This is a genomic window from Streptomyces sp. XY431 (assembly GCF_001279805.1).
Taxonomy (GTDB): domain Bacteria; phylum Actinomycetota; class Actinomycetes; order Streptomycetales; family Streptomycetaceae; genus Kitasatospora; species Kitasatospora purpeofusca.
In genome coordinates this window covers 12,147-31,208 of the sequence record NZ_LGDO01000195.1, presented here as the reverse complement: position 1 = coordinate 31,208, position 19,062 = coordinate 12,147, and the positions used below count along the sequence as shown (strand labels likewise).

18 protein-coding genes are annotated in these 19,062 nt (G+C 73.3%); 12 read left to right on the top strand and 6 right to left on the bottom strand.

What is annotated here, in order from left to right:
• Nucleotides 1-120 precede the first annotated feature (120 nt).
• Both ADK60_RS19985 and ADK60_RS19980 read left to right on the top strand, forming a co-directional pair.
• Nucleotides 121-1,098 (top strand): helix-turn-helix domain-containing protein, encoded by a 978-nt coding sequence (locus ADK60_RS19985; RefSeq protein WP_063783203.1) that lies wholly within the window; start codon nucleotides 121-123, stop codon nucleotides 1,096-1,098.
• A 210-nt stretch (nucleotides 1,099-1,308) separates the two neighbouring features.
• Nucleotides 1,309-2,601 (top strand): globin domain-containing protein, encoded by a 1,293-nt coding sequence (locus ADK60_RS19980; RefSeq protein WP_053647768.1) that lies wholly within the window; start codon nucleotides 1,309-1,311, stop codon nucleotides 2,599-2,601.
• Between the two features lie 43 nt (nucleotides 2,602-2,644).
• On the opposite strand, the gene ADK60_RS19975 is transcribed toward ADK60_RS19980, so the two are convergent.
• Both ADK60_RS19975 and ADK60_RS19970 read right to left on the bottom strand, forming a co-directional pair.
• Nucleotides 2,645-4,078, bottom strand: a complete 1,434-nt coding sequence (locus ADK60_RS19975; protein WP_053647766.1) for a selenium-binding protein SBP56-related protein — start codon at nucleotides 4,076-4,078, stop codon at nucleotides 2,645-2,647.
• 148 nt (nucleotides 4,079-4,226) lie between these two features.
• Entirely contained in the window at nucleotides 4,227-5,186 is a 960-nt protein-coding gene (locus ADK60_RS19970; RefSeq protein ID WP_053647764.1) for an alpha/beta hydrolase, read from the bottom strand.
• A 148-nt stretch (nucleotides 5,187-5,334) separates the two neighbouring features.
• Between ADK60_RS19970 and ADK60_RS19965 the strand changes: the two genes are divergently transcribed.
• The 4 genes from ADK60_RS19965 to ADK60_RS19950 all read left to right on the top strand — a co-directional run bounded on the left by ADK60_RS19965 (nucleotide 5,335) and on the right by ADK60_RS19950 (nucleotide 9,304).
• Nucleotides 5,335-6,234, top strand: coding sequence for a spermidine synthase (locus ADK60_RS19965; RefSeq protein WP_053647762.1), 900 nt, complete (start codon nucleotides 5,335-5,337; stop codon nucleotides 6,232-6,234).
• 146 nt (nucleotides 6,235-6,380) lie between these two features.
• Nucleotides 6,381-7,208, top strand: coding sequence for a class I SAM-dependent methyltransferase (locus tag ADK60_RS19960; RefSeq protein WP_053647760.1), 828 nt, complete (start codon nucleotides 6,381-6,383; stop codon nucleotides 7,206-7,208).
• 306 nt (nucleotides 7,209-7,514) lie between these two features.
• Nucleotides 7,515-8,189: a DedA family protein gene (locus tag ADK60_RS19955; protein ID WP_053647820.1), complete on the top strand. Its 675-nt coding sequence runs from the start codon at nucleotides 7,515-7,517 to the stop codon at nucleotides 8,187-8,189.
• Between the two features lie 215 nt (nucleotides 8,190-8,404).
• A complete protein-coding gene (locus ADK60_RS19950; RefSeq protein ID WP_053647758.1) occupies nucleotides 8,405-9,304 on the top strand; it encodes a Gfo/Idh/MocA family protein in 900 nt (299 codons plus the stop codon).
• A 48-nt stretch (nucleotides 9,305-9,352) separates the two neighbouring features.
• On the opposite strand, the gene ADK60_RS19945 is transcribed toward ADK60_RS19950, so the two are convergent.
• Nucleotides 9,353-9,889, bottom strand: coding sequence for a DUF2199 domain-containing protein (locus ADK60_RS19945; protein WP_045943370.1), 537 nt, complete (start codon nucleotides 9,887-9,889; stop codon nucleotides 9,353-9,355).
• Nucleotides 9,890-9,950: 61 nt separating this feature from the next.
• Here ADK60_RS19945 and ADK60_RS19940 point away from each other — a divergent pair, with 61 nt between their 5' ends.
• Both ADK60_RS19940 and ADK60_RS19935 read left to right on the top strand, forming a co-directional pair.
• Nucleotides 9,951-10,370, top strand: coding sequence for a helix-turn-helix transcriptional regulator (locus tag ADK60_RS19940; RefSeq protein WP_045943364.1), 420 nt, complete (start codon nucleotides 9,951-9,953; stop codon nucleotides 10,368-10,370).
• Between the two features lie 10 nt (nucleotides 10,371-10,380).
• The gene (locus ADK60_RS19935; protein ID WP_030396504.1) at nucleotides 10,381-10,797 is read left to right on the top strand and encodes a VOC family protein; all 417 of its coding nucleotides are present in this window, start codon (nucleotides 10,381-10,383) and stop codon (nucleotides 10,795-10,797) included.
• 40 nt (nucleotides 10,798-10,837) lie between these two features.
• On the opposite strand, the gene ADK60_RS19930 is transcribed toward ADK60_RS19935, so the two are convergent.
• Entirely contained in the window at nucleotides 10,838-11,935 is a 1,098-nt protein-coding gene (locus tag ADK60_RS19930; RefSeq protein ID WP_053647756.1) for a hypothetical protein, read from the bottom strand.
• A 165-nt stretch (nucleotides 11,936-12,100) separates the two neighbouring features.
• On the opposite strand from ADK60_RS19930, the gene ADK60_RS19925 reads away from it, so the two are divergent.
• The 3 genes from ADK60_RS19925 (at nucleotide 12,101) to ADK60_RS19915 (ending at nucleotide 15,880) form a co-directional block, all read left to right on the top strand.
• A complete protein-coding gene (locus ADK60_RS19925) occupies nucleotides 12,101-13,165 on the top strand; it encodes a phosphotransferase family protein (RefSeq protein ID WP_053647814.1) in 1,065 nt (354 codons plus the stop codon).
• A gap of 3 nt (nucleotides 13,166-13,168) precedes the next feature.
• Nucleotides 13,169-14,392 (top strand): acyl-CoA dehydrogenase family protein, encoded by a 1,224-nt coding sequence (locus ADK60_RS19920; RefSeq protein WP_053647754.1) that lies wholly within the window; start codon nucleotides 13,169-13,171, stop codon nucleotides 14,390-14,392.
• A gap of 174 nt (nucleotides 14,393-14,566) precedes the next feature.
• Nucleotides 14,567-15,880 (top strand): alpha/beta hydrolase family protein, encoded by a 1,314-nt coding sequence (locus ADK60_RS19915; RefSeq protein WP_199839700.1) that lies wholly within the window; start codon nucleotides 14,567-14,569, stop codon nucleotides 15,878-15,880.
• 27 nt (nucleotides 15,881-15,907) lie between these two features.
• Here ADK60_RS19915 and ADK60_RS19910 read toward each other — a convergent pair whose 3' ends face one another.
• Nucleotides 15,908-16,333, bottom strand: a complete 426-nt coding sequence (locus ADK60_RS19910) for a winged helix-turn-helix transcriptional regulator (RefSeq protein ID WP_053647751.1) — start codon at nucleotides 16,331-16,333, stop codon at nucleotides 15,908-15,910.
• Between the two features lie 124 nt (nucleotides 16,334-16,457).
• Between ADK60_RS19910 and ADK60_RS19905 the strand changes: the two genes are divergently transcribed.
• Entirely contained in the window at nucleotides 16,458-17,324 is an 867-nt protein-coding gene (locus ADK60_RS19905) for an NAD(P)H-binding protein (RefSeq protein ID WP_053647749.1), read from the top strand.
• A 251-nt stretch (nucleotides 17,325-17,575) separates the two neighbouring features.
• On the opposite strand, the gene ADK60_RS19900 is transcribed toward ADK60_RS19905, so the two are convergent.
• A complete protein-coding gene (locus ADK60_RS19900; protein WP_053647747.1) occupies nucleotides 17,576-18,037 on the bottom strand; it encodes a hypothetical protein in 462 nt (153 codons plus the stop codon).
• Nucleotides 18,038-19,062: the final 1,025 nt, after the last annotated feature.

Below are 19,062 nucleotides of genomic sequence, written 5' to 3'. Positions count from 1 at the left end.
GCCTCGGCGAGCCGTTCGGGGCGGGCCAGGTCAGTGGTCGTCGTACGACCACCGGTCCTACCACTGGCAGTATCACCCACGGCGCCCGTCCACCCGGGCGGGCTGGCTCATACTGCTGGCATGGACCAGCGCACCGAGCTCAGCGAATTCCTGCGGTCCCGGCGAGCCCGGCTGCGGCCGGCCGATGTCGGCCTGCCCGACTACGGCGGCCGCCGCCGCGTCCCGGGGCTGCGCCGCGAGGAGCTGGCCCAGCTCGCGGGGGTGAGCACGGCCTACTACGTCCGGCTGGAGCAGGGGAACGGCGACAACGTCTCCACGGCCGTCCTGGAGGCGATCGCCCGCGCGCTGCGGCTCGAACCGGCCGAGCGCGAGCACCTGCTGCGGATCACCCGGCCGGTGCGCCGCAGCCCCGGTCGGGGCCGCCCGATGCGCACGCAGCAGGTCCGGCCCGAGCTGACGCAGCTGCTGGACGTGATGGACGGCGTCCCGGCCTACATCCTGGGGCGGCGGCTCGACGTGCTCGCCTGGAACCGCCTCGGCAACGCCGTGATCGGGGACGTCGCCGCGCTGCCGCCGGAGCGGCGCAACCTCGCCTGGCACGTCTTCTTCGACCAGGGTGCCCGGGAGCTCTACCTGGACTGGGAGGCCAAGGCGGCCGACCTGGTGGGGATGCTCCGGCTCTACGCGGGCCGCGACCCGGACGACCCCCGGCTGACCTCGCTGATCGGCGAACTCTCGGTCAAGAGCGAGGACTTCCGGCGGCTGTGGGCGGCGCACAACGTCCTGGACAAGGGGCACGGGGTCAAGGAGCTGCACCACCCGGTGGTCGGCCGACTGACCCTGCGCTACGAGACCTTCCGTCCGGCCGGCGACCCGGACCAGGTGCTGGTGGCGTACCACGCGGAGCCGGGCTCGTCCTCGGCCGAGTCGCTGCGGCTGCTGGCGAGCTGGATCGCCACCGGGCCGTCCGGAGGTGACGCGGAGGCGCGCCGCCCGGAGCAGGAGGCCGGGTCCGGGGCCCAGTCCGATTCCGCCTCGAACTCCGCCTCGAACTCCGGCTCGGGCTCGGGATCCGGAGTTTCGTCGCCGGGCCGGTAGTCCTCTTCCCGGAGCCCGCGGTGGGCCGGTGGTCCCGTCCGGCCAGGGACCACCGGCCCTGTCCCGACCCCCGGGCGGGGCCGTTCAATGGAACCGCGCCGGGCCCGGACCGCCCCCTGCCCGGAACCGGCCGGGGGCCCGCCGGAACGGTGAAAAGCACTGGTCCGGCGGGTAACTGACGGAACGTCAGCTCTCGCTAGGCTGCCCGTCATGGACACCACCAGTACCACCGCCGAGTACGACCGGCTGATCGCGCGACACCACGCCATGCGGCTGCGCCGGCAGATCCTCGTACCGGCGCCACCCTTTCCCGCCGCGCCCGAGGATCCGCCCCCGCCTCCCGGTGGCGCCGACGGCTACCACGGCTACGACGGGGCGGCCGACCAGCGGCTGATCCTCTGCGACCTGGGCCTGGTCGCCCCGTTCGGCGCGCTCATCGACCACCTCTACGCCTGCATGTTCCGCCGCCGCCCGTTCCTGCGCGCCCTGTTCCCGGAGTCCATGGCGTTCCAGCAGGCCCACCTTGAGCGGATGTTCGAGTACCTGGTCGAGCGGCTGCACCGACCGGCCGAACTGGCCGACACCCTCACCCGGCTCGGCCGCGACCACCGGAAGCTCGGCGTCCGGCCGGTCCACTACGAGGCCTTCGAGGAGGCGCTCCGCGAGGCGATCCGGCACCGGGCGGGCGCGCGGTGGCACGCCGGGCTGGAAGCGGCCTGGGTGCGGATGCTGCGCTTCGCCGTTCGCTCGATGGTGGCGGGCGCCGAGGCGGCGCTCACCGAACCCCCGTACTGGCAGGCCACGGTGGTCGGCCACGAACGCCGCCGCCACGACCTCGCCGTGCTCCGGGTGCGCACCGGCGAGCCCTACCCGTACCGGGCCGGACAGTACGGGACGGTCGAGCACCCGGCCCTGCCGCACAGCTGGCGGCAGTACTCGATGGGCTGCGCGCCGCGTGCCGACAACGAGTTGGAGTTCCACGTCCGCCGCACCGGGCCGGGCGGGGTGAGCGCGGCCCTGGTCGGGAGCACCGCCGTCGGCGACCGCCTCCGGCTGGGGCCGCCGCGCGGCACGCTGATGCCGGAGGACGACACCAGGGACCTCCTGCTGGTGGCGGGCGGCACCGGACTCGCCCCGATGAAGGCGATCGTGGAGCGGCTGGTGGAGCACCGCCCGCGCGGACAGCGGGTCCACCTCTTCGTCGGCGCGCGGAACCGGGACGAGCTCTACGACTGGCCGGCGCTGGCCGAACTCGGCCTCCGCAAAACGTGGTTGGAACTCGTCCCGGTCACCGAGGACGCCGGGGCCGAGGACGCCGCCGGCCGTCCGTACGCCCCCGGCGGGCGGCTGGCCGAGGCGGTCGGCCGGGCCGCCGACTGGTCCGAGCACCGGGCCTGTGTCAGCGGACCGGCGGGCCTGGTCGACGAGGTGCGCACCCGACTGGCCGCCGCCGGCCTGCCTGCCGCCCGGATCCACCACGACCCGGTGCTCGGCCGGTTCTGAGTACCCGACGACGGGCGTCGGCCTCAGCCACCGGCCGTCGCCGCTACCGGTAGCAGTACGAGTCCGAGGAGGCGTCGCCGCCCGCCAGGTGCGTCTGGTGCACCCGCAGCCCCCGGAACTCCGCGCCGTGCGGGAAGAAGCGGCGGTCCACGGTCATCCCGCCCGTCTCCGGGTCGGCGTCCAGCTTGACGATCCACGGCTCGATGCCGTCGGGGTAGAACTGGTCGTCCCACGCGCCGTAGAGCGAGTTGGTGAGGTAGATCCGCCGCCCGTCCCGGCTGATCTCGACCATCTGCGGCGCGCCGCTCAGCGGGCGGCCCGGCTCGGCCGGGTGCGGGGTCCTGGCCGTCACCCCGCCGAGCCGCACCGAGGCGGTGAGCAGCGGGTGGAACGGGTCCGACACGTCGTACTGGAGCAACTCCCCGGTGCCCCAGGCGGAGACGTACAGCCAGCGGTCGTCCACCGACAGGTTGATGTCGGTCACCAGCGGCGGCACGGCGCCGAAGGGCTGGAGCACGGGCGGCAGGTCCTCGGCCTTGGCCGGTTCGGCGGGTATCTCGATCACCTTGCGCGCGGTGAACGCCTCGCCCTGCCGGTACCAGAGCCAGACCGAGGCCGAGAGGTCCTCCACATTGGTGACCACCCCGGCGAAGCCCCATTCGGCCTGCGGGTCGTGGGCCGGGCGCAGTTCCAGCACCATCTGGTACTGGTCGCCGAGGTCGATCCGCTGCAGGTGCCGCCCGGTGTCCAGCTCCCAGAAGTGCAGCGAGTGCCCGTACTTGCGGCCCAGCAGCAGCTCCGGCACCACACCGTCCTCGACCATCCACGGGGTGCCCCACTCGCTGGTGACACCCACATTGCTGCCCAGGTGCCACCAGACGTCGTAGGAGAAGTTCTGCGAGCCGCGCTCCGTCTCCCAGGGGCGCAGCACGTCGAAGGTGGTGTGGTCGAGCAGGGCGACCCCGCCGGGCCCGTCGCCGCCCGCGGCCGCGCCGAGGCAGGACAGGAAGACGCCGTCCGGCCCGCAGTGCAGGGTGTGGGGCCGCGAGTACCCGGCTCTCGCGGCCAGTTCCTCCGCCGCCACCGTCTTCACCAGTCTCGGTCGGACCGGGTCCGGCCGGGTGTCCAGCACGTGCAGCCGGGACGACCGCAGCCCGGGCAGCAGCAGGTAGCGCCGCTCGGGGTTGTCGTGGCAGGCGTGCGCGAGGGCGCTGGAGCAGGCGTTCCAGCCGAAGTGGTGCAGTTCGTCGCCCACGTCGGGCATGTCGGTGAAGTTGAGCACGCGCCCGTAGCTCGGCGACGCCGGGTCGGTGTCGACGGTGATCAGCGCGTCCGGCCGCTGCGCCGACCGGTCGAACCCGGCGACGTAGGCGAGCTTCTCGGGTGGAGCGGCGATCGCCTCGGCGGGCGTGCGGTACAGGGAGGGATCGCTGTGTCCGGACGGGCGGTCTTCCTGCGGGCCGTGTTCATGCGGCATGCTGGCTCCTCAACTCGCCTGCTCGGCAAGGTAAGTGACAATGGCCCGGGTAGCCTTGCACGGACTCGCGGGCGCACAGCAGGCGCACGGGGAGCGAGCGGGGGGCCGGAGGCGGCGCGCCCCCGACCCCCCCGAACTCAGCTTCGAATCAGTGCACCGCGAGCGGGAAGTACGCGCCCAGCCAGCGGTCGAGCTCGGCGAACACCTGGGTGCGGGCGGTCTCGCCGGACAGCACCAGGTCGTGCATCCCGCCCTTGATCCGGACGATCGTCACATGGCGGCCCAGGTGCGGCCCGGCGGCCGAGATGTCGTCGGCGCGCAGGACGGCGTCCGCGTGGTGCAGCGCGGCGTGCCAGCGAGTGGTGGCGATCGAGGCGGTGGAGGCCATCAGCAGCACCGGCACGTCGATGCCGAGCCCGCGCCGCACCTCGCGGTGGCCGCGCTGGATCGCGGCCAGCCAGCCGGCAAACAGCGGCACGCCCTCGGCCGGCTTGAGCTTCAGGTCGAAGTCCCACTCGCCGCGGAAGTCCCGGTGCAGGCTGTGCACGTAGTGCGGGTTGAGCGCGGACGGCAGGATCCGGGTCGGCGCGATCCGGGCGATCGCCTCCAGGGCCGGGGCGCCGAGGGTGCGCACCGCGGGGGAGGCCGGCATGGTCAGGAACGGGCTGTTGAGGAACAGCCCGTCGACCAGGCCGCGCCCGGCCCGGCGGCCCGCCCACAGGGCGGCGATCAGCCCGCCGGTGGAGTGCCCGTTGACCAGCAGCCGGCGGTGGCCGTCCTGCTCGCGGATGATCCGCACCGCCTGGTCCAGCTCCTCGTCGTAGGCGGCGAGGTCGCGGACGAAGTTCGGCGAGTGGTGCGCGCGCAGCGAACGGCCGTACTTGCGCAGGTCGATCGCGTAGAAGGAGAAGCCGGCGGCCACGTAGTGGTCGGCGAGGTGGGTCTGGAACCAGTAGTCGTTGTAGCCGTGGATGTAGAGGACGGCCCGGTCCGAACCGGGGACCAGCCGGCGGACCAGCGTCGCCGTGACCTCGCCCTCCTCGTCCGGACGCAGCGGCAGCTCGGCCGCCTCGTAGGGGGCACCCAGGATGTCTTCGCGGAACTCCATGGCCACTCGCACCCAATCTCTGGTCGGACTCCGGTCGGAATCGCGGGACGCCGGAACCTCGGCGCCCGGACCCCCTGACGATACCGGCCGGTAGCCTCGGCCGTGACGGCGACTCGGGCCCGGCGCCTATGCTGCGGACATGCCCGAGATGCCCGACCCGACCGCCGCACCGTCCGAGGACTATCCGGTCGACGAACGACTGCCCGTGCTGCGCGAGACCGACCTCGGGCGGGCGAAGCTGCTCCCCGACGTCGACCACGACGGCGGCTGGCTGCTGACCCTGGACGACACCCCGCAGTCCTACGTCGACCTCGGTGACCCGACCCACCTGGAGTTCGAGTACACCCGGCGCCTCGGCCACCTCGTCGACGCGCTCGACGTGCCGGAGGACGGACGGGTGGACGCCCTCCACCTCGGCGGCGGCGCCCTGACCCTGCCCCGCTACCTCGCCGCCACCCGCCCCGGCTCGCGCCAGCGCGTGGTCGAGGTGGACGGCCCGCTGCTCGACCTGGTCGAACAGCACCTCCCCTGGCAGGGGCCCGGCGTCGACATCACCGCCGAGGTCGGCGACGCCCGCGAGGCCCTCGCGACCCTGGCACGGACCGCGCCCGGCAGCCTGGACCTCGTCGTCGCGGACGTGTTCCACGGCTCGCGCACCCCCGGCCACCTCACCTCGGTGGAGTTCCTGCGGCTGGCCGCCGCCGTGCTGCGCCCCGGCGGCCTCTACGCGGCCAACCTCGCCGACGGCGCCCCGCTCGCCTTCGCCCGCGCCCAGACGGCGACGCTGCGCGCGGTCTTCCCGCAGACCTGCCTGATCGCCGAACCGCCCGTGCTGCGCGGGCGCCGTTACGGCAACATCCTGCTGGTCGGCTCCGCCGGACCGCTGCCGGTCGCGGACCTCGTCCGGCGGCTGGCCGGGGACATCTTCCCGGCCCGGCTGACCGACGGCGCGGACCTCGCGGCCTTCGCCGGCCGCACGGCACCGGTCACCGACGCCACCGCCACCGACTCCCCGCCCCCGCCGGACGGCGCGTTCAGCGTCGGCTGACCGGCGCGCGGGAGCGGGGCCCGGCGCGCCGGGTGACCGCACCCCGGGTTCACGCCCCCGGCGGTGTCAGAATCGGCGGGTCGTAGCGGACCTGGTCGTAGCCGACCAGGTCCCGGGGGACACCCACCCGAGGGAGCGAGCGAGAGATGAGCGGCGCGGAGCGTCCGGACCTGGCGGCGGTGCCCGAGACGGCACTGTGGACCCTCTGGCAACGGGCCGTCGAGGCCCGCCGGCCGGACGCGCTGCTGCACGATCCCAAGGCCGTCGAACTCGTCGACCGGATCGACTTCCCGTTCGCGGAACGCTTCGGCACCAGCGCGACGCAGTCCCGGCTGCAGGCGCTGCGAGTGGGCTGCTTCGACCGCGAGGTCGCCGACTTCCTGGCCCGCGAGCCGCGCGGCACGGTCGTCTGCCTGGGGGAGGGCCTGGAGACCCAGTACTGGCGGGTCGACAACGGCCGGGCGCAGTGGCTCTCGGTCGACCTCCCCGAAGCGGTGGAACTGCGCGAACGCCTCCTGCCACCCGGCCCGCGACAGCGCTACCTGGCTGCCGACGCCACCGACCTCACCTGGGCCGAGGCGGTGGACCGTGACCGCGCCGTCCTGATCACCGCCCAGGGCCTGCTGATGTACCTCCCCCCGCCCCGGGTCCGCGACCTCGTCGCCGCCTGCGCCGAGCGTTTCCCCGGCGGCTCCCTCGTCCTGGACGCCGTCCCGCGCTGGTTCGCCCGCCTCACCCGGACCGGGAAGATGCGCACCTCCGGCTACCAGGCACCCCCGATGCCGTGGTCGATGGACGCCCGCGAGCGCGACAAGCTCCGCACCGCGAGCCCGGCCGTCACCGCCGTCCGCGACGTCCGCCCCACCGCCGACCACGGCCCCCTGGCCTCCCTCCTCCCCCTCGTCCTCGCCGTCCCACCCCTCTCCACCCACCGCCCCACGGTCACCGTCCTGGACTTCGCCACCCGGACCTGAGCGGCCCCGGTAGAGGAAATCCCCCGCCGCCGATGACACGGCGGCGGGCTCCGGCGCGCGACCCGGCGCCGACCGGGTCGCGCGGACGGCCCGGGGCGCGGAACCGCCGGGCGGGCCCACACGTCGTACGCAGGGGTGATCGGCCGGGGGGACGGGCCGCCCGGCACGTTAGGCTGCCCTCTCGGGGAGCGGCCTGGTGCCGCCATTCGGACGACTGTCGAGACCGGCGCGCGAGCCGCGGGGACCTGATCGGGACCTGGGCGGGCCTGCCGCGGGTCTCGTCCTGCCACGGAGGTACTGGCCTTGCTGCACATCGACGCCTGGATCGAAGGCGTACCACCGGGCGCGGTGTACGCCCTCGTTGCGCTGATCATCGGACTGGAGTCGCTGGGCATCCCGCTCCCCGGGGAGATCGCCCTGGTCTCCGCCGCCCTGCTGGCCTCGCGCGGCGTGGTCAGCCCGGCCTGGGTGGCGGCCTGCGCGATCGCCGGCGCGATCATCGGTGACTCGATCGGCTACTCGATCGGCCGCAAGGGCGGCAAGCCGCTGTTCGAGAAGCTCGGCCGCAAGTTCCCCAAGCACTTCGGGCCCGGCCACCTGGCCAGCGCCGAGCGCTCCTTCCAGAAGTGGGGCATGTGGGCGGTCTTCTTCGGCCGCTTCATCGCCCTGCTGCGCATCTTCGCGGGCCCGCTGGCGGGCGCCCTGAAGATGCCGTACTGGAAGTTCCTGATCGCCAACGTCCTCGGCGGCGTGGTCTGGGCCGGCGGCACGACGTGGCTGGTCTACCAGGTCGGCAAGGTCGCCGAGCAGTGGCTGTCGAAGTTCTCCTGGATCGGCCTGCTGCTCGCCGTTGCCGTCGGCGCGTTCTCGGCCTGGTTCATGAAGCGCCGCGCCGCGAAGGCCGCGCACGCCCTGGAGGCCGAGGACGCGGCGAAGACCGTGGACGCGGCCCCGACGGTCACCGCGCCCGCCGCCGACTGACGGCCCCGGGTCCGCCCGGAACGGGCGCACCCGGAACCGACCCGCGCGAGCCGCTGCCCGGAGCACCCGCTCCGGGCAGCGGCGTTCGCGGCGGCACAGGACCGCGGAACCGCACGACCGCACCACCGAACGACTGCACCACCGAACGACTGCACCACCGAACGACCGAACCACCGAACGACCGAACAGCACGCGAAGTAGGAAGTAGGAGCACCATGCGGATCGGACTCCTGGGCACCGGCACCTGGGCGGAGCGGGTGCACGCGCCCGCCCTCGCGGAGCACCCCGGCGTCGAGTTCGCGGGCGTCTGGGGCCGTCGCCCCGAGGCGGCCGCCGCGCTCGGCGAGAAGTACGGCGTCCCCGGCCGCACCGACCTCGACCGACTGCTCGCCGAGGTCGACGCCGTCTCGATCGCCCTGCCGCCGACCGTGCAGGCGGACCTCGCGGTGCGTGCCGCCGAGGCCGGCTGCCACCTGCTGCTCGACAAGCCCGTCGCGCTCACCGTCCCCGACGCCCGCCGGGTGGTCGAGGCGGCCGAGGCGCACCGGGTGGCCTCGGTGGTGTTCTTCACCGTCCGCTTCGGCGGCGAGCAGCTGCCGTGGATCGAGGAGCAGGCCGCCGTCGGCGGCTGGTTCACCGGCCGCTCGGACTGGCTCGGCTCGGTCTTCGCCCCCGACTCCACCAGCGCGTACGCGGCCTCGCAGTGGCGCAAGGACAAGGGCGCGCTCTGGGACGTCGGCCCGCACGCGCTCTCCGTGCTGCTGCCCGTGCTCGGCGACGCGACCGCCGTCACCGCCGTGCCCGGCCCGCTGGACACCGTGCACCTGGTGCTGCGCCACGTCGGCGGAGCCTCCAGCACCCTCGCGCTGAGCCTGACCGCACCGGTCGCCGGCGGCGGCACCGCGATGGAACTGCGCGGCGAGTCCGGCACCGTCCGGCTGCCGGAGCGCGGGGAGGGCCCGCACGCGGCGTTCCACCGCGCCCTGGACGCCCTCGCGACCGCCGCCCGCACCGGCGAGGCCCACCCCTGCTCGGCCGCGTTCGGCCTGCGCACGGTGGAGATCCTCGCCGCCGCGGAGCGTTCGCTCGCGGCGGGCGCCACCGTCGAGATCTGAGGCGGGGGCCGACGACCGGGGGCCGTCGGCCGGTCCCCGGTCCGGCCGTCAGCCGCCCAGCAGCTGGTCCGCGAACGCGCGCACCCGCTCCGCCGTGATGCCCTCGCGCTGCTCCACCGCCAGCGGGTGGCCGGTCGGCTCCAGCTCGACCAGCGGGCGCAGACCGACGGCCCGGGTGTGCACATGCGTCTTGAGCAGCAGCGTGGACTCCGGGTAGACCGGCAGCTCGGTGACCAGCCAGCCGAAGTACGGGGGCTCCTGCTCCCGGGCCGGGTCCTCCCACAGGTCGTGGGCCCGGGCGAAGTTCGGTTCGCTCAGCGACACCCAGACGCCCCAGGAGAAGGTCTCGCCGGTGTCCCGCACCGGGATCTCGATCAGGCCGTGCACGTAGAACTCCCGGCCCTTGATCACGCACTGGTCGGGGGTGAGCTCACTGTCCCTGCGCCGGGCGTAGCGCGGCTTCCAGCCCGTCGGGGCCGGGGAGCCGTAGGAGAGCGGCGGGCCGTCGTGCCGTTCGGCGCAGCAGGCGCAGGTGTGACCGCGGTCGGGGGCGTCATGGTGGGCGGGGGTGTGCGCGGGGGACATGGCGCAGAGCATAAAGGACCTGGTCGGAGCCGTTGTCACTGCCCTGTGCGAGGGTGGAGGGGTGACGCTGGAGGACCTCGTCCGGCTGCGCCGGGCCCGTGACGCGATGGACCGTGACTACGCGCTGCCGTTGGACGTGCCGGCGCTGGCGCGGGTGGCGCTGATGTCGCCGGGCCACTTCTCGCGCAGCTTCCGGGCCGCCTTCGGGGAGACCCCGTACAGCTATCTCATGACCCGGCGGATCGAGCGCGCCAAGGCCCTGCTGCGGCGCGGGGACCTCTCGGTGACGGAGGTGTGCTTCGCGGTGGGCTGCACCTCGCTGGGGTCGTTCAGTTCGCGCTTCACCGAGCTGGTCGGGGAGAGCCCCAGCGCCTACCGGGCCCGGGGCCACGAGGACGGCGCCGCGATCCCGGCCTGCTACGCGAAGCTGTACACCAGACCGGTCAGGAACGGAGAAGCGCATCGTCCGCCCCACCCGTAGCGTGAGGCGCATGGACATCAAGCTTTCACAGTGCTTCATCGCCGTCGACGACCACGACAAGGCGCTCGCCTTCTACCGCGACGTCCTCGGCCTGGAGGTGCGCAACGACGTCGGGTTCGAGAACATGCGCTGGGTGACGGTCGGCGCGCCCTCGCAGCCCGAGGTGGACATCGTGCTCGAACCGCCGCTGGCGGACCCGAACGCCTCGGCCGCCGACCGGCAGGCCATGGCGGAACTGCTGGCCAAGGGGCTGCTGCGGGCGGTCATCTTCGCCACCGAGGACTGCGACGCGACCTTCGAGCGGATCCGTGCGGCGGGCGGCGAGGTGCTCCAGGAGCCGATCGACCAGCCGTACGGCGTGCGTGACTGCGCCTTCCGCGACCCGGCCGGCAACATGCTGCGGTTCACCCAGCGGAAGTCGAAGTAGGGCCTGTCCCGGTCCGTCTGTCGGGTGGCGCTCCCGCGGGTCAGCCCGCGTGGCCGCCCGGCGGTCGGCGGTCGGCGGGGCGGGCCGGGGGGATGACCGGGGCCCGGAAGTCGCGCGGACCGCTCCACAGTGCCGGGACGGCGTCGCTGCGGCGGGCCAGCTCGTAGGCCAGCGGCTCGTAGTTCACCCGCCACCCCTGGAAGTGCGGCCAGGCCTCGTGGGCGGGCCGTTCGTGCGGGAACCCGGCGGCGGCGATCAGGGCGACGGCTGCGTCGAACTCGGTGTAGCTGAGGCGGATCGCCGTGTCCGGAGCCGGGTCGGGGTCGAAGTCGACCCGCATCGAGCGCCCGATGTCGCGCAGCGCGGTGAACCCGGCCCGGAGCACCAGCCGGGCCTCCGGCGGGGCGGTGCGCGGGCAGATCGCCAGGTGGACGGCGGCGGCGTCCATGACGGCGATCAGTCCGACCACCCAGCTGCGGTTGGGCTGCGGGGAGCGGAAGGAGATCAGCACCGGGTAGTTGGAGTGGCTCTCGCCGAGGTCGGCGGCGAGGCGCTCCCAGTCCCGGTAGAGCTGGGGGAGGGCGGTCTCGGTGTCCACCAGGGACTGGCGGGCGAGCAGCTCCGGGCCCCAGGCGGGCTCGCCGGCCCGGGACTGGAGCAGGGTCACCTCCAGTTCGCGCCGGTTGTAGGCGGCGTAGAGGGTGGGCAGGTAGGCGATCTGCAGGGCGATCACCAGGGGGCCGCTGGAGGCGGCGATGAAGTCGATCACGGAGAGGTGGAGCCGGTCGCCGCTGGCGAAGCCGAGGGTGAAGAGGCTGGAGCCGGCCTCGCGGAAGGAGATCGACCAGTCCAGTCCCGAGGTGCCGTGCAGTATCAGCGTGTAGGAGATCAGCATTCCGCCGAGCCAAACGGCGAGCATGCCGGTCAGCATCAGCGGGGCCAGCCAGGTCTGGGCCCGGTCCTGCGCGCGGTAGGTGCCGAACGGCGCGGCGGTGAGCCGCAGCACGGTGCGCAGGGCCCGCCAGAGGCCGTGCACCAGGGAGCTGTACAGGCCGCGCGGGACGACGAGCGTGCGCAGGATGCTGCCGATGGTGAGCAGCAGGAGCAGCACGCCGGCGACGGTGTGGATCAACCTCATGGCGCTCATTGTGACGTCCCGTCGGGATTGACACGGCACCGCCGTCGGCTGAATGCTGAGCAAGCGCTTAGTCAGAGCTTGGTCAGAGCTTGGTCGTCGCTCGGCCGGGGCCTGGTCGGCGCTTGGTCGTCGACGCCGCGGTCGGCGGACGGAGGGAGAGTGCCCGTGCCGGAGAGCAGGTCGGACAGCACGCCGGAGCCCGGTCCCGAGCCCCCGCGGGGGCTGGACCTGGAGCGATTGCGCGACCACCTGGAGCGCGCCCTGCCCGGCACGGTGGCCGGTCCGCTGCGGGCCGAGCTGATCGAGGGCGGCCGCTCGAACCTCAGCTACCGGCTCACCGACGGCGTCAACGACTGGGTGCTGCGGCGGCCGCCGCTCGGGCACGTGCTCGCCACCGCGCACGACATGGGGCGCGAGTACCGGGTGATGACCGCGCTGCGCGGCACCGGGGTGCCGGTGCCGGAGACGGTCCACCTGGATCCGGGCGCGGAGGTGCTCGGCGCGCCCTGGTACCTGATGGCCTTCGTGCCCGGTGTGGTGCACCGGGACGCCGAGGTCTTCGCCGCGCTCGGGGAGGGGCGGGTGCGGGCGGTCGGCGAGGCCCTGGTGGACACCCTCGCGGCCCTGCACCGGATCGACCCGGCGGCGGTCGGACTCGCCGAGTTCGGCCGCCCTGACGGCTATCTGGAGCGTCAACTCAGGCGCTGGGCAGCACAGTTGGAGGCGTCACGGAGCCGTGACCTGCCCGGCATCGACCGGCTGCACGAGCTGCTCACCGCCCGGCGGCCGACCTCCCCGGCCCCGGCGCTGGTGCACGGGGACTACCGGCTCGACAACGTGCTGCTCCAGGAGCACGACGGGCGGGACGTCATCGGCGCCGTCCTGGACTGGGAGATGTCCACCCTCGGCGACCCGCTCACCGACGTCGGACTGCTGGTGATGTACACCGAACTGGCCGGCGTCGGCGGCGGGCTCGTCCCGGCCGCCGCCACCGCGCCCGGCTTCCCGAGCAGCGCCGAACTGGTCGACCGCTACGCGCGGTCCACCGGGCGGGACGCCGCCGAACTGGACTGGTACGTGGCGTTCGCCGCCTACAAACTCGCCGTGGTCGCCGAGGGCATCCACTACCGGTTCCGCCAGGGCCGCACCCTCGGCGCCGGTTTCGAGCGGGCGGGCACGGCGGCGCCCGTCCTGATCGAGCACGGCCTCACCACGCTGAAGGGACACTGACCGATGGACTTCTCCTACGACCGCCGCACCCTCGAACTCCGCGAACGGCTGGAGGAGTTCATGGACCGGCACGTGTACCCGGCCGAACCGGTGCTGGCCGCCCAGCTCGCCGACCCGGCCCGGCCGCGCTGGGAGATCCCGCCGGTGGTCGCCGACCTGCGGGTGGAGGCGCGCAAGCAGGGCCTGTGGAACCTCTTCCTGCCCGGCGAGCACGGCGCCGGACTCACCAACCTCCAGTACGCGCCGCTCGCCGAGATCACCGGCCGCAGTCCGCACCTCGCCCCGCCCGCCCTCAACTGCGCCGCCCCCGACACCGGGAACATGGAGCTGCTGGCCGGGTTCGGCACCGCCGAGCAGCGCGAACGCTGGCTGGAACCGCTGCTGGACGCCCGGATCCGCTCCGCCTTCGCGATGACCGAACCCGAGGTCGCCTCCTCCGACGCCGCCAACATCGCCACCAGGATCGTGCGCGACGGCGACGAGTACGTGGTCGACGGCCGCAAGTGGTACATCAGCGGCGCGATGAACCCGGACTGCCGCCTCCTCATCGTGATGGGCAAGACCGACCCCGCCGCCGAGCCGCACCGGCAGCAGAGCATGGTCCTGGTGCCGCGCGACACCCCCGGCGTCACCGTGCGGCGCGGCATGACCGTCTTCGGCTACGACGACGCCGACCACGGCGGCCATGCCGAGGTCACCTTCGAGGGCGTCCGGGTCCCGGCCGGGAACCTGCTCGGCGAGGAGGGCGCCGGCTTCGCCATCGCCCAGGCCAGGCTCGGCCCCGGCCGGATCCACCACTGCATGCGCGCCATCGGCATCGCGGAGCGGGCGCTCGAACTGACCTGCCGGCGTGTTCTGGACCGCACCGCCTTCGGCGGACCGCTTGCCGACCAGGGCGTGGTACAGGACTGGATCGCCGAATCCCGGGTCCGGATCGAGCAGTTGAGGCTGCTGGTGCTGAAGACCGCCTGGCTGATGGACACCGTCGGCAACCGCGGCGCGCACACCGAGATCCAGGCCATCAAGATCGCCACGCCGCGCACCGTCGAATGGATCCTGGACAAGGCCGTCCAGGCCCACGGCGCGGCCGGCGTCAGCCAGGACACCCCGCTCGCCGCGCTGTGGGCCTTCAACCGGACGATCAGGATCGCCGACGGCCCGGACGAGGTGCACAAGCGCTCGCTCGCCCGGCGCGAGCTGCGCCGCTACCGCCAGGAATCGCCCTGACGGCCCGCCACCGTCCCTCCGGTACACCCGCCCGGGTCATGCCCGGGTAGTACCGGGGTATGACCCGGCGGGTTGGCTCCGAGGTATGACGTCCACGCACCGTACCGGCCCGTACTGTCGCCGTACGGGCCGGCCGACGGACGGCGGGCCGCCGGGTACGGGGAGTTGGGGAGCATGCGCGAGCGGGTGCAGGGGCGGGTCGCACGGATCCACGGACGGGGTCTGCGCACGGGTGTCGCCGTGGCGCTGGCGGCCACGGCCGTCCTGGGCGGCATCGGGGCGGCGGCGGTCCCCGCCGGGGCCGCCCCGGCGGTCGCCGAACGCCAGGCCAGGGCCGGACTGCCGCAGCCCACCGGCCCGTACGCGATCGGCACCACCGCGCTGCGCCTGGTCGACCACGGCCGGCAGGACCCCTGGCAGCCGGGGCGGGACCGCGAGCTGATGATCAGCGTCTGGTACCCGGCCGCCCGACCGGCCCAGGCCGACGGGCGGGCCCGCTACATGGAGCCGCGCGCCGCCGGGCACTTCGGCGGCCCGGACGGCGCCGGCGTCTTCAACTACCGTACGGATCCCGGCCGCACCGACTGGTCCGGGGTCCGCACCCACGCCGGGCAGGACGCCCCGGCGCTGCCCGCCGCCCGGCCGCGCCCGGTGGTGCTCTACTCGGCCGGGCTCGGCGACCCCCGCACCTGGGGAACCGCGCTGGTCGAGGACCTCGTCTCGCGCGGGTACGTCGTGGTCACCGTCGACCACCCCTCCGACGCCTCCGAGGTGGCCTTCCCGGACGGCCGGCTGACCACCTCCGTCCTGCCCGCGCTGGCCGGCCAACCCGGCCTGGACATCGGGGCGTTGCTCCGCAAGGCGCTGGCGACCAGGGTCGCCGACACCCGCTTCGTGCTGGACGAGCTGGCCGCGCTGCGCACCGACCGCCGGCTGCCGCCCGCGCTGGCGGGATCGCTGGACCTCGACCGGATCGGCATGGTCGGCCACTCCGCCGGCGGCTTCACGGCCGCCCAGGCCATGCACGACGATCCGCGGATCAAGGCGGGCGTCAACCTGGACGGCCAACTGCACTTCCCCGGCCCGGACGGCACCGGGGTGCACCTGAGCAGCGTCGCCGAGGACGGCCTGGACCGCCCGTTCCTGCTGATGGGCACCGAGAGCGAGGACTCCGGCGGCTACCCGGGCCAGCCCGGCTGGGCCGCGTTCTGGCAGCACACCCGGGGCTGGAAGGCCGATGTCACCCTGCTCGGCTCCCGGCACGGCTCCTACACCGACGCGCAGTCACTGCTGCCGCAACTCGCCCGCCAGGGGGCCGTGCCGGAGGACGTGGTCCGCGCGGACATCGGCGAGGTCCGGCCGGAGCGGGCGGTGCTCGCCACCCGGGCCTACGTCGGCTCGTTCCTCGACCGCTGGCTGCGCGGCCACGACGACCGCCTGCTGGACGGGCCCTCGGCGCTCTTCCCGGAGATGCGGTTCGAACGCTGACGTGACCTCAGGTCGGCGCCGCGGGGGTCAGCGGATCTCCGACCCCGGATTGGCGTCGTCCCAGCTCTGCCGCGAGTCGACGATCGCGTCGTGGTGGTCGTAGGACCAGTCCGCCATCGCGCGCACCAGATGGGTCAGGCTGTGTCCGAGCGACGTCAGTTCGTAGTCCACCTGGGGCGGGATCGTCGGGTGGACGGTGCGCGAGACCAGGCCGTCGCGCTCCAGCCGGCGGACCGTCAGGGTCAGCATGCGCTGCGAGATCCCCGGCACGCCGCGCTGGAGCTCACGGAACCGCCGCACCCCCTTGGCGAGTTCGACCACCACCAGGACGGTCCAGCGGTCGCCGAGGCGGTTCAGCAGATCGCGGATGCCGCAGTCCTCGCCGTCCTCGCACCAGAGCACCGGACGCGGTCCGGCGGCCGGGGTGGTTACCTCGGTGTGCCCCACTGACATCGAAGTGCCTCCTTACGTCGAACGCCCAGGTTATCGAGGATGGAGGCCGGGCCGCCGAGCAGGGCGGCCGGACGGAGCGGGGCGGACGGACCGCCCGGCCGGTACGGGATTTCCGGAGGAACACATGCTTCTCGTGACGGGTGTCAACGGCGGACTCGGCTCGCTGGTGCTGGAGCGCCTCGCCGGACGGCCCGGCGGGCCGGAGGGCGTGGTGGCGGGCAGCCGGACCCCGGAGCGCGCGCCGGTGGCCGGGGTGCCGGTGCGGAAGGTGGACTTCGACCGGCCGGAGACGCTGGCCGAGGCCTTCACCGGAGTGCGCACCCTGCTGCTCGTCTCGGCCGGCTACGGCGAGGACGACGTGGTGATCGCGCGCCACCGGGCGGCGATCGAGGCGGCGGAGCGTGCCGGGGTGGAGCACGTCGTCTACACCAGCCTCTCCGGCGACGGCGACCACCTCGCCTACGCGCTCGCCCACCGCTGGACCGAACGGCGGCTGCGCGAGTCCGCCACCCTGCGCTGGACGATCCTGCGCAACGGCCTCTACGCGGAGCTGCTGGCCTTCCTGGCCCGGCCCGACGCGGACGGCGTGATCACCGCCCCGCTCGCCGACGGACGGCTGGCGGCGGTCGCCCGGGAGGACCTCGCCGAGGTCGCGGCGAAGGTCGCGTCGGCACCGGCCGAGCACGCGGGCCGGGTCTACGAGCTGGTCGGCGAGGAGGCGGTGGGCGCCGCCGAGGTCGCGGCGACGCTCACCCGGAGCACCGGCAAGCCGGTCGAGTACCGCCCGGGCACCTTCGCCCAGGCGCGGGCGGCGATCGCCGCCTCGGGCGCGGAGTCCTTCCAGGTGCCGATGGTGGCGGGCACCCTCTCGTCGATCGCGCACGGCTTCCTGGCCGGTCCGGGCAAGCCCGGCGACCTCGCCGCCCTGCTCGGCCGGGCCCCGCGGCCGGCCCTGGAGGTGATCGCCGCGGGCACCGACGCCTCGTGGTGAGGGCCTCGAACGGGAGCCTGCCGGTTGCCGGCGGGCGGACTGCGCCCTGGACGGCGTCCATCTGCGGCAGAGCGACATCATGCCGGACCAGTGCATCTGCAGCCGCGTCGTTCGCCCTCGCGGCCCTGGTGCCGCGAGGGGGTGGCTCCTGGGGCCGGGGCTGCGCTTCGGAGGATCCTCGATGCCGAGTGCGGTGGTGTGGGACAGGTTTACCCGGACGGAAAACGGTGCGCCACCCCGGAAGGGACAGCCTAAATGTCGGACTCGCTCACTGCTGCGACGAAGATGCGGACGCTGTGGCGCAGTAATTCAATGTGGATCTCGGTCCGAAAATCCGAGGAAACGCGACCGTCTCGCATTTTGGTTGCCTCGTACATTTCCTTGACGGCCGCGAAAGCGGAATAACGGCTCAGTTCGAAGGCCTTCGTGATGAACGATGGGGCAAACATTTCGAAGTCGACCAGCAGGTTGTTGGCGGACTCGTAGAAGTCGTGAGCCCTGTCGTAATTCTCGCGAACTGAATCTGCGCTCGTCCAGACTGTATTGTCCATCGCGGTGACAATTCCCGAGAGGGCTGCGTAGGCCGATCTGCACATGCTTCGCACATCGGTTGCCGGTCCCCCGATGTGCACGCTGCCGATACTTCCGGCCTGCACAACGTTGGCAATCTCGGAACCGTCGATGCTGTTCCGGATCCTATCGTTGCTTGTCATGTCCCCTCCCGTGGACTGCCCCGTGCTCAAGTGTCCTGGTGGCCAGGGCCTATGGCTGTGGGTCTGCGAGTTGGTTCGAGCGTTGTACTTGCTCCGCCCCCTTGTTCGCGCGCCGCCCCTCGATCGGCCGGAGCGTCGTGCGGCGAAGGCACGGCGGCGGCTCTTCCGACCCACCACCTGGCAGATGCGCTGCTCGAGCAGCACCGTCTCCCCGGAGGTGGCAAGGATCGTGATGAGTTGGACATGGCGGCTGCTCGCTCGTTCTCCGTTCCCCGGGAGCCGGAACGATGATGGCACCGAACGGTGCGATGGCACAGCTGCTCCGAACAATTCACCGTTCAAGGACGCGCCGTCCGGGGAGGCGCTCTCGCGAAGATCAACACCTCGACCTGACCTGCGAGCACGTCCCCGGCGTGAACCGGGCAGCAGAACGCCCCGCCCTGACCTGCGGAGCGGGCGGACTGGTTCCTGCTGAGCGTTCTCCCGGTGAGCACGTCGAAAGCGCAAGAGTTTGATCTTGAGACTCTTGAGGCTCTCCACGAGGACGATGCAGAGGACAAAGGCCGGACGCGCGGCCACCAGGCGCTGCGTTGCGGTGGCGAAGGGCAGATACATGCAGAAGGATGCCAAGGCGCCCACCGACGGGAGACGCACGGCACTCACCAACCCGACGTTGTATGCCCTGTTCGGCGAGGGCTTCCTCGGTTCCCGCGCTCCCCACCGTTCGAGGGCCGGCTTCAGGCACCCCAGAAGAAGCAACCCCACCTCGAGCGCGGCCACCGGAAGGGGAGGAGAAGGTCGACGACCGGAAACCGCTCGAAGGAGGGCAGAGAACGGCGATGGGGCGGTCGGTGAACGGCGACCGCATCCGACCAGTGTCGGCGCGGTCACCGGTCCTGTCCCGGGTGCGGATGCCCGGGACGACTCGGGTGCAGGGCAAGTGGACGGTCGCCGAGTACGGACAGTCCTCGGGGGCACTCCGGGCAATACACCCACACGCTGATGTCGGGACCGTCAGCCGCGGT